This window comes from Streptomyces sp. NPDC007088 (genome assembly GCF_042869355.1).
In the GTDB taxonomy this organism is placed as follows: Bacteria; Actinomycetota; Actinomycetes; order Streptomycetales; family Streptomycetaceae; genus Streptomyces.
The window spans coordinates 45,298-54,623 of sequence record NZ_JBIAFO010000007.1 but is presented as its reverse complement, the minus strand read 5'-3'; the positions used below and the strand labels follow the sequence as shown (position 1 = coordinate 54,623).

Below are 9,326 nucleotides of genomic sequence, written 5' to 3'. Positions count from 1 at the left end.
CCTCATCGCGGAGCGATTCGGGCGTTTCGGCAACGCGGCGAGGTGCCGCAGCTGTCGTCGCGCGCCCGCCAGGGGTTACGGGACAGCCCTTAGGCTCTCGGTCATGTGGAGACAAGCGGTCCAGGAGGCCTTCACCGAGGCGGGCCTCCGGAATGCCGCCCAGCTGTCCGAGATCGTCGAAGCCGAGAAGCGGCTGGGGCGAGCGCTGCCGGCGGAACTCAAGCAGTTGCTTCTCGACAAGCAACGGAGTGGTCGGACGCACCCATGTGGACACGGTCTGGACCGTGGACCAGATCGTCGAGCAGAACCTGTTCTTCTGGTCTGACGAGTCCATGGCGCAGCTTTACATGTCTTTCGACGCTCTCCTCTTCTTCGGGGACAGCGGAGGTGGTGACCAGTTCGCGTTCGTGCTGAAGCCCGAACGGCCGGACGTGTTCGTCTGGGAACACGAGAGCGACAGCCGCAGATGGGTGGCCGGGGGCCTGCGGGACTACCTCACTCGTTCGCTGCGCGACAGTGGAGACGACTGGTATCGGTTGTAAGCCGTCCTGCCCTGAACCGCTATCGAGTCCACTCCGGCCCGCTCCGCGCCGCCCGGAACCTTCTTCTCCGAGCCGGCCGAGCCGGCCGTTGCGCTCTGCTGCCGGGTCCGTTGAGCAGGCCGACTCGCAGCAGCGGGCGGCGGTTGACGGTGTGTTCGTGGTGCAGGGCATCATCCCTTAGGCCCGTACGCGGTCGCCGAACTCGGCTTGCGCGACGCGAAGTACTGCTGCTTGGCGTGTAACGGCTTCCGCCGCATCGCGGTATTCCGCGGCAGGCGGCAGGCGGCAGGCGGCAGGCGGCAGGCGGCAGGCGGCAGGCGGCAGGCGGCAGGCGGCAGGCGGCAGGCGGCAGGCGGCAGGCGGCAGGCGGCAGGGACCGTCGCCGGTCCGGGAAGGCACGCTGGTAACAGTCCTGGTTTTCTGAGCAAGGCCGGTGCGCGACCCCAGGGACCCGGGGGAGTCCCGGGCCGGAGCCGGCCGGGGCCCGCCGCTTCTGCGCTCCCGGCCTGGCCGCCTCGACCGTGCACCAGAGCCAGGCGGACCACTGCGCTGAGCCGTGCTTCAGACTGGCGCCTGTGGACGACCAAACGTACGAGGACGCGTATCGCGACTGGCGCGACTCGCTGGCGACCCTGCTCGGGGATGCCTCACTGCTCGGGCGCTGGCAGGAGCGCCGCTACCGGTTCGCGCACGGAGTCGGGGCCTTGCTGACCGAGCCGTACGGGGAGAGTGCCGCCATGACCGGGCCGGTGCTGTACGGGGTCTTCGCCGGCGGGGCCGGGCTCTGTTACGTGGGGCAGACGCAGGAGGCGGAACGGCGCTTGCGGGATCTGCCGGTGGGGGAGAGCCACCACCTGGCCAACACCGTGCCGCCGGAGCTGTGGGAGAGGGTGGTGGTGATCCGCTGGCCGTTGCTGATTCCCTCGGCGCCTGCGGACGAGCAGTCGATCGCTGCCGAGACCGGTCCCCAGGTCTGCGGACTCGCTCTGGAACACGCGCTGCAAGTCGCGACGGCTCCGCCTCTGAACAGTCGCCGGAGGCGTACGACCGGTGACTGGCAGCCGCGGAATCTCGCGCAGAGCCGTTCGCGCGGTGCGGTGCGTGCGCAGTCTCTGCCGGGCTTGAGCGCCCTTGTTCTCGCCGCCTGGCACGCTTGCGCGGCGGTGGAGGCGCCGGACGGGGCGGGGGTGGTCGACACCGGGGCCGGCCGCGTCGTCTTCCCCTCGGCGCTGCACGAGACGTTCGCCGGTTGACGAGTTGACGAGCTGCTGCTGCTGCTCGCGACGGGGTGGGCCGGGGGTCGGCCGGGGGTGCGTTCTCACCGTTCCGGAGCGGCACCCCGCGAACGCCTCCCCGCAGATCAGGCTTGAGACAGGGGCGCGAAGCCACTGTGAGCTGCGGAAACGCGGGGAGCGCAGGTGCTGCGCGGGCAGGGCGCCGTGCCCTTTCCGGGGGACTTGTCGGTGGCCCCCGGCACACTGGAGGCATGTCGTCCACACCACGTCGCAGGTGTCCGCAGTGCCGTCGTGAGATCGCCGTCGTCGCCGGGCGGTACGCGCGGCACGATGCCCCGGGGACGCGGGCCGCCGGGGGGCTTCAGTCCTGTGCCGGGTCGCGGCGGCTCGCGCCCCTCGGTGGGGCGCAAGCCACGCTCGACGGGTACGTCGTGCCGGACTTCCCCGGGCAGATGTCGCTGTTCTAGCGGGGCACCCGGACGGGGGGGGCACGCTCCAGCGGGGCACCCGGACGCGGGTCAGGCGGTGCCCGCGTTCCGTACAGCGACCGCCACCGGGGTGTCGCCGCCGATCAGTTCCAGGGTCAGGCCCGCCGTGTCCGGTGCCTGGGCCAGTTCCGCCAGGACCGCCGCGACGTCCTGGCGCGGTACCGAGCCCCGGCCGGTCGACGGCTCCAGGCGCACCTGCCCGGTGCCCTCGTCGTCGGTGAGCGAACCGGGGCGCAGGATCGTCCAGTCCAGCGTCGTGCGCGCGCGTACGGCGTCGTCCGCCGCTCCCTTGGCCCGCAGGTAGATGTCGAAGACGCCGTCCCCCTCGTGGGAGGCGTCGGCACCCATCGAGGAGACCACGAGGAACCTGCGCACACCGGCCTGTTCCGCGGCCTTGGCCAGCAGGATCGCCGCGTCACGGTCCACGGTGTCCTTGCGCTCCGCCGTACTGCCGGGGCCCGCGCCCGCCGCGAAGACCGCCACGTCGGCGCCCCGCAGCAGCTCGGCCACCTCGTCCACCGACGCGGACTCCAGGTCGCAGACGGCCGGTTCGGCGCCCGCGTCCCGCAGATCCGCCGCCTGGTCCGGATTGCGGATCAGGCCCACTGCCTCGTCACCGCGCGCGGCGAGCAGACGCTCCAGCCGCAACGCGATCTGTCCATGTCCTCCAGCGATGACCATGCGCATGGTTCCGACCGTACGCCGTGAGAGCGGAACACGCGCGCCGTCCGGGGCGTCCGAAGCGGCGGGAGGAGACGCGGTCACGGCGCGGGCGGCGGGGCGTGGCGACACGCCGCTTGTGACCGTTTCGTTGTCCGCGTTCATGCAACTGCGTGGAGTCCCCGTGAGTCTCCTGTGTACAACGGGAGACCACGGGAGAGACATCATCAACACCGTACGACGTACCACTCTGACCGCCGCCACGTGCGCCGCGCTGGCCCTGACGGGGCTCGCCGCCTGTGGCACCGTCAAGAGTCTCAGCGCCGCACAGAAGATCCAGCACGCCGGCGAGAAGCTCGGCGAGCAGCACTCGCTGAGGGTCGAGCTGGGGCTCGACGCCGACCCGAAGGTGCTGGAGGCCGTCGCGTCCTCGGACTCGCCCGAGGACGCCATGCCGCCCGAGGCCGCCAAGACCCTCGCCCACCTGCGGGTGTCTCTCTCCGTGGAGGCGTCCAAGCCCCTGGCCGAGGCGCAGGAGAAGGACCTCAAGGCCGTGGCGATGACGGTCGGCTCCGGCAAGGGGGCGGACCTCGCCGAGATACGGTTGATCGACAAGACCGTCTACCTCAAGGCCGATGTCGACGCCCTCGGCAAGGCCCTCGGCACGCCCATACCGGGGGCCGGGGAACTGCCCCCCGAGCTGGGCCCCCTCAAGGACCTGTTCGAGGGCCGCTGGGTCAAGTCCGACGTCGACTCCGCCGAGACCGCGGCCGGCGGCAAGGGCAAGGGCGGCGCGGAGAAGCTCGACAGCAAGACGCAGCGCAAGCTGCAGACCGATCTCAAGGGGATCGTCGCCCGTCGCGTGACCTTCGCAGACCAGGGGAAGAAGGACGGCGTCGAGCACATCCTCGCCAAGGCCTCGGCCCGTGACCTGCTGACGGACGTCTTCGGCGCGCTCAGGAACGTCTCCGGCGAACTGCCCCCGCAACTGAGCAAGGGGCTGCCCACGGAGAAGGACCTCAAGGAGGTCCCGAAGCGCAAGATCGCTGTGGACTACGCGCTGAAGGACGGGGCCCTCTCCGGCGTCACCTTCGACGCCACCCAGCTCGCCGAGCCCGGCGACCCGGTCAAGAAGGGCGACAAGTTCGACATCGTCCTCGGCTTCGGCGAGCCCGGGAAGATCACCGCTCCCGCGGGCGCGGTCGAACTCCCCAAGGGCGACGACGGCTCCTTCATGGTGAAGCCCGACTCCCTCTTCGGCGGGGCGGCCACCGAGGACTTCACGGCGAAGGACGCCTCGGACGACCTCAGCCCCCTGGACGGTCCGGGCGAGGGCGACCTCAAGGACGACCCCACGTACCGCAAGGTCTTCGAACAGCAACTCCGCGAGGAGATGAAGAAGGAGTTCGGCGCGGACTACGAGAAGGGCCCGTTCGCCGACGAGATCGAGAAGCAGATCCAGGAGCAGCTCAAGAAGGAGTTCGGGGACAGCGCGGCCGGGAAGAGCGCGGTCTCCGGCTGACCCGTCTGCCCGGCTGACCCTCCTGCCCGTCTGCCCGTCTGCCCGTCTGTTGGTCCGTGGGCCCGTTGGTCCGTGGGCCCGTGGGCCCGTGCGCCCCTTGGCCCGTCAGGTCGTGCGGTGGCCGGGGCGGTTGTCCGCAACCGGACGCGTCCGTCGTCCGTCGTCGGAGCGCCCCGGCGCACTCGGCTGAGGCGGGCGCACTCGTCCGGGACCCGGGCCGCGGGCGGGGCACGGACTGGGCGTACGGCTCGCGATCCGGCCGACGCCCTCGGTCGGCCCCGCCCGCGCCCCGACGGCTTCCGGCCGCACGGCGTCGGGCCGTCTCGACGTCCATGCCCGGCCGTCGTCCGCCTTCCCCGACGCGGCCCGCGCTTCGGGCCGCCCCACCGGTCCGGTCGGTCCGGTCGGTCCAGGGGCTTCCGCCGCCTCCTAACGCCGCTCCTGCCTGCCCTGTCTCGGCAGGTCGAGGGCCGAGGCGGAGTCGCAGTACTCCCGTACCGCGCTGGTCCGCGCGACCACGCGGCCGCGGTGGATCACGATCCTGCTGTACGCGAGTGAGAGCGCTCCGGACAGCTGATCGCCCCGTACGGCGAGCAGTTCGGCGGGGAAGCCCGCCTCCACGCGGATCTCGGGCAGCCCGAGCACCGCGCGCGCCGCCTCGCTCACCGCCCCGTACGCGTCCTCCGGGCGCAGCCCCTGCTGCGAGGCGAGCAGGTAGGCGGCCTCCAGCGGGTCGCCGCGGCCCACGGGGTTCGCGATGTCGCGCAGGCCACCGCTGCCGGCCGCGACGGTGACCCCCGCGCCGCGCAGCATCCGTACCGGCGCCGTGCCGGTGCCCCGGCGTTCCACGCCGCCGCAGTCGCCCTGGGGAAGGCACACGACCGCGACCCCGGCCGCCGCGAGCTGCCGCGCGCAGCGCTCCGCGGCCTCCCGCGGCATGCGCGACAGTCCGCCGCACGGGCTGAGCGCCACCCCGGGGCGCAGCCCGCCGGCCATCGCGGCGAGCCGGGCCAGCCGGGCCGGGTCCGCGCTGTCCGTGTGCAGGTCCACGGGGCAGCCGTGTTCCGCCGCCGTCTCCAGGACGATCTCGGTGTAGCCCGTCGGGTCGGGGTCCAGGTCGGGGCAGCCGCCGACCACGCCGGCGCCCATCTTCACGGAGTCGCGCAGCAGTTCCCGCCCGTCGGCCCCCGCGGCCCCGGTGAGCAGCCGCGGTACGGCGACGGCGGTCAGCTCCGCGAGTCCGTGCAGCGAACGGCGCGCCTGGAGCACCGCCTCCAGGGCCGAGAGCCCCTGCACGTCCCCGATGCGCACGTGGGAGCGCAGGGCGGTGGCGCCGTGACCGAGCTGGAGCAGCGCCGCCTCCGTCGTACGGCGCCGGACCTCGCGCGAGTCGAAGGGGACGGGGCCGTCGGCGCGGGCGGCCAGGGCCGTGTCGGCGTGCGCGTGCGGTTCGGCGGGGGCCGGCAGCAGGAGGTAGCCGCTCAGGTCGACGCGCGAGTGGTGGGCGGGCAGGCTGCCCGCCGTGCCGACGGCCTCGATCCGGCCACCGCCCAGCCGTACGTCGACCGTCCTGCCGTCGGTCAGGCGGGCGCCGCTCAGCAGCAGACCGGCCGGGCCGCCCGCGCTGCTGCCGGGGAGCGGGGGTGGCTGCGGATGGCTGTCGGGCATGGCGCTCCTGGTGGCGTTCGGACGGCCGCGGGGCTCGGGCCGGTGGGCCGGGGACGGTCCACGACGGAGCACTGGGCCGGACCGCGACGCCACCGCCGCCGTCAAGATCACTGAGAGTGGACAAGAGCCTAGGGCGCGCGCCGGGCGGCTACGAGCAGGAGCGCAAAAGTCGTACCGGCGTGGTGTGCGGGCGTCCGGGCCGGGACGCCCGCCGCGGCGGCCCGGGAGGGCCCGGAGGGGCGGCTCGGGAGAGCCCGGAGGGGCGCGAGGGGCGTCGTGTGTGCCGTGGGTCCGACGGAACCCGGCGAGGGTCCTCGCGGGGGCGCGGACGGCGTCGCCGGGGGAGGCCGCGCCGCTGGTCCGGGGCTGCGCGGGGCCCGGTACGGGGTCCTGCCGCGGGGGTGTTCCCGTGGATGCGAGGAGACCCGGCAAACGGATTTGGGCGAACGGTGGGCGACCGTGTAATGTCTTCATCGCTCGCCCCAATAGCTCAGTCGGCAGAGCGTCTCCATGGTAAGGAGAAGGTCAACGGTTCGATTCCGTTTTGGGGCTCTGATGTGCCAGGTTCCCCGTCCTCGGACGGGGAGTCGAAGCGCATCGCAGCGGTGTAGCTCAGTCGGTAGAGCAAGCGGCTCATAATCGCTGTGTCACCGGTTCAAGTCCGGTCACCGCTACAGACAGTAGCCGATTGCGGGGTCGGTCCTTCGATCGGCTACTCTTCTATGCGTTAATCATTTTCTATCCGTTCGTCAAGGAGCACTCACGTGGCTGCCACCGACGTCCGCCCGAAGATCACGCTGGCCTGCGTGGAGTGCAAGGAGCGGAACTACATCACCAAGAAGAACCGGCGTAATGACCCGGATCGTCTTGAACTCAAGAAGCACTGCCCGCGTTGCAACGCGCACACCGCGCACCGCGAGACGCGATAAATCAGGCTCGTTCACGAGGCCGTTCCCTTCGGGGAGCGGCCTCGTGGCGTTTCCGGACGCCCTTCTTCCGGCCTCCCTTCGGGTCTCCGGTGCCGTTGGCCTTCCGGTTTCCTCCGGCCCTCCCGGCTCCGTGGGCCTTTCGGCTCTCTTCGGCCCTCCGGCTCCGTGGGCCCTCCGGCCCTCTCCGGTCCTTCCGGTTCCGTGGGCTGTTCGGTCCGCCCGGTTCCGTCGGTCTTTCGGCTCCTTCGGGTTCCGCGCGGCTTCTGGATTCCCGGTCCGGAGGCGCACGGGAGCGCGAGGGGGCGGTAGGGGCGTGCGCGAGACCGGAGGTACGCCGCCGGACGCCATCGCGCGCCGTGAGACGCTAGGGCGCCGCACCCCGTCGGCCAGGCCGTCGCGTACGTCCCGTCCGTGCGGGCGGGCGGTGGCCGTGTGCGTCCGCGGGGCGTGCTCGTACGCCTCCGGGCGAGTGGTCCTGCCGTACGTCCCGCACGCCCGTGGGCGTGTTGCCCGGTGGACCCGGGCGGGGCCGTGCGTGGGGTGCGGTGTGCGGTCCGCGTCATCTCGCGGCCGAGTTCGACGTACGGGCCGAGTTGGTGTCCGCCGGTGTGCCTGCCGGCTGATTCGCTGTGAGAACCAGGAGGTGCCGAGGCGCATGGCGCTCGACCAGTCCTTCGTGGGGCGGAGCTACCCGCCCACCGATCCCTATGAGGTCAGCCGGGAGAAGATCCGCGAGTTCGCCCAGGCCGTCGGCGACCCGAATCCCGCGTACACCGACCCGGAGGCCGCCAAGGCCCTCGGTCACGCCGACGTGATCGCGCCCCCGACCTTCGTGTTCGCGATCACCTACCAGGCCGCTGCTCTCGTCGTGCGGGACCCGCAGCTGGGCCTGGACTTCAGCCGGGTCGTGCACGGTGACCAGAAGTTCACGTACACCCGCCCGGTGCGCGCCGGCGACCGGCTGAGCGTCACGTCGACGATCGACGGGATCAAGTCGCTCGCGGGCAACGACATCATCGACATCCGCGGAGAGGTGCACGACGCCTCCGGGGACCATGTCGTGACGGCGCTGATGAAGCTCGTGGTCCGCGCGGCGGCCGACGGGGAAGGCGGTAACTGATGGCGGCGAAGATCTCGTACGCGGACGTCGAGACCGGCACCGAGCTGCCGGGCGCGGAGTTCCCGGTGACCCGCGCGACCCTCGTCCAGTACGCGGGCGCCTCCGGGGACTTCAACCCGATCCACTGGAACGAGCGGTTCGCGAAGGCCGTCGGACTGCCCGACGTCATCGCGCACGGCATGTTCACGATGGCCGAGGCCGTCCGCGTCGTCACCGACTGGGTGGGCGACCCGGGCGCCGTCGTGGAGTACGGGGTCCGGTTCACCAAGCCGGTCGTGGTCCCGGACGACGACCAGGGCGCCGTCATCGAGGTCAGCGCGAAGGTCGGGGCCAAGCTCGACGACCAGCTCGTCCGGGTCGACCTCGTCGCCAGGAGCGCGGGACAGAAGGTCCTCGGCATGTCGCGCGCCGTGGTGCGGCTCAGCTGAGCGGTCTGCGGTCTGCGGTCTGCGGTCTGCGGTCTGCGGTCTGTGGTCTGTGGTCTGCGGACAGCGGCGGGCCGGTAGCCGGTAGCCGGTTATTGGGAGCGGGGAGCCGGCGGTCTCATCGCTGACCGCCGCTGGGCGGCGGGCCCGGCCGGTAGGTGAACGGCCGGGCCTTCCGCGCGTCCCCAGCGTCTGGGGAGGCGCGGCCCGGCAGGAGCCGTCGGCGGACGCGGGCGGGTTCCGAGCAGAAGAGCCAGGTACGGGCCCGGGAGGCGGGGTCTTCGCGGCGCGGGTTTTGCGGAGCGGCGGCGGGGAGCGCGGCGAGCGGTAAGGGGCAGTGGCAATGGTGGAGTGCCCCTTACGAGGGGTGTCCCCCTGGCCTGAGCCTGCCCACCGTTGCCCGCGCGTACGCGCGGGGACCTCGTCCGCGAAGAGCCTCGTCCGCGAAGAACCTGCGGATGGCGGGATCGCGCGTCCCGGGTCGCGGATCGCGGACAGTGCCCAGGTGCCCAGGTGCCCAGGTGCCCAGGTGCCCAGGTGCCCAGGTGCCCAGGTGCCCAGGTGCCCAGGTGCCCAGGTGCCCAGGTGTTTCGGTGGCCCGGGGTGCGTCCGGATGCCGCCCCCCTGTTGAGCGTGCAGGGACGCGGGGGGGGGGGGCCCGGGGGGGGCCCCCCCCCCGGCCCCCCGGGGGGGGCCCCCGCCGGGCGCCGCCGGTTAGACCAGTAATAAAACGCAAA

Annotated in this window: 9 protein-coding genes and 2 tRNA genes; 9 read left to right on the top strand and 2 right to left on the bottom strand. The window is 72.4% G+C overall.

Translation table 11 applies throughout. From position 1 onward, the window contains the following. The first annotated feature begins 248 nt into the window (after positions 1–248). From ACFYMP_RS13180 to ACFYMP_RS13170, 3 genes are all read left to right on the top strand, one after another. On the top strand, positions 249–542 hold the full coding sequence (locus tag ACFYMP_RS13180; protein WP_388855310.1) for an SMI1/KNR4 family protein: 294 nt from the start codon (positions 249–251) through the stop codon (positions 540–542). Positions 543–1,117: 575 nt separating this feature from the next. Next, a complete protein-coding gene (locus ACFYMP_RS13175) occupies positions 1,118–1,795 on the top strand; it encodes a hypothetical protein (protein WP_388855307.1) in 678 nt (225 codons plus the stop codon). A 233-nt stretch (positions 1,796–2,028) separates the two neighbouring features. Further along, positions 2,029–2,244, top strand: coding sequence for a hypothetical protein (locus ACFYMP_RS13170; RefSeq protein ID WP_388855304.1), 216 nt, complete (start codon positions 2,029–2,031; stop codon positions 2,242–2,244). 51 nt (positions 2,245–2,295) lie between these two features. Here ACFYMP_RS13170 and ACFYMP_RS13165 read toward each other — a convergent pair whose 3' ends face one another. Then, positions 2,296–2,952 (bottom strand): SDR family oxidoreductase, encoded by a 657-nt coding sequence (locus ACFYMP_RS13165; RefSeq protein WP_388855301.1) that lies wholly within the window; start codon positions 2,950–2,952, stop codon positions 2,296–2,298. Between the two features lie 157 nt (positions 2,953–3,109). On the opposite strand from ACFYMP_RS13165, the gene ACFYMP_RS13160 reads away from it, so the two are divergent. Next, positions 3,110–4,447, top strand: a complete 1,338-nt coding sequence (locus ACFYMP_RS13160) for a hypothetical protein (protein ID WP_388855298.1) — start codon at positions 3,110–3,112, stop codon at positions 4,445–4,447. Between the two features lie 429 nt (positions 4,448–4,876). Here the strand turns inward: ACFYMP_RS13160 and ACFYMP_RS13155 are convergent, their stop codons facing one another. After that, positions 4,877–6,115 carry an amidohydrolase family protein gene (locus tag ACFYMP_RS13155; protein ID WP_388855295.1) on the bottom strand — a complete coding sequence of 413 codons (1,239 nt, stop codon included), beginning with the start codon at positions 6,113–6,115 and terminating at the stop codon, positions 4,877–4,879. Between the two features lie 479 nt (positions 6,116–6,594). On the opposite strand from ACFYMP_RS13155, the gene ACFYMP_RS13150 reads away from it, so the two are divergent. The 5 genes from ACFYMP_RS13150 to ACFYMP_RS13130 all read left to right on the top strand — a co-directional run bounded on the left by ACFYMP_RS13150 (position 6,595) and on the right by ACFYMP_RS13130 (position 8,592). Then, positions 6,595–6,667: transfer RNA gene (locus ACFYMP_RS13150), tRNA-Thr, on the top strand. 49 nt (positions 6,668–6,716) lie between these two features. Beyond that, positions 6,717–6,789 (top strand) — tRNA-Met (locus ACFYMP_RS13145). A 90-nt stretch (positions 6,790–6,879) separates the two neighbouring features. Then, positions 6,880–7,044: a 50S ribosomal protein L33 gene (rpmG, locus tag ACFYMP_RS13140; protein WP_065962933.1), complete on the top strand. Its 165-nt coding sequence runs from the start codon at positions 6,880–6,882 to the stop codon at positions 7,042–7,044. Positions 7,045–7,699: 655 nt separating this feature from the next. Then, entirely contained in the window at positions 7,700–8,164 is a 465-nt protein-coding gene (locus tag ACFYMP_RS13135) for a MaoC family dehydratase N-terminal domain-containing protein (protein ID WP_388855290.1), read from the top strand. After that, on the top strand, positions 8,164–8,592 hold the full coding sequence (locus ACFYMP_RS13130) for a MaoC family dehydratase (protein WP_388855287.1): 429 nt from the start codon (positions 8,164–8,166) through the stop codon (positions 8,590–8,592). The genes ACFYMP_RS13135 and ACFYMP_RS13130 overlap by 1 nt, the downstream gene beginning before the upstream one ends. Positions 8,593–9,326: the final 734 nt, after the last annotated feature.

Coding starts and splice junctions, on each gene's coding strand:
- ACFYMP_RS13165 (WP_388855301.1), bottom strand. CDS start 2,952: ATGCGCATGGTCATCGCTGGAGGACATGGACAGATCGCGTTGCGGCTG.
- ACFYMP_RS13130 (WP_388855287.1), top strand. CDS start 8,164: ATGGCGGCGAAGATCTCGTACGCGGACGTCGAGACCGGCACCGAGCTG.
- ACFYMP_RS13155 (WP_388855295.1), bottom strand. CDS start 6,115: ATGCCCGACAGCCATCCGCAGCCACCCCCGCTCCCCGGCAGCAGCGCG.
- ACFYMP_RS13135 (WP_388855290.1), top strand. CDS start 7,700: ATGGCGCTCGACCAGTCCTTCGTGGGGCGGAGCTACCCGCCCACCGAT.
- ACFYMP_RS13170 (WP_388855304.1), top strand. CDS start 2,029: ATGTCGTCCACACCACGTCGCAGGTGTCCGCAGTGCCGTCGTGAGATC.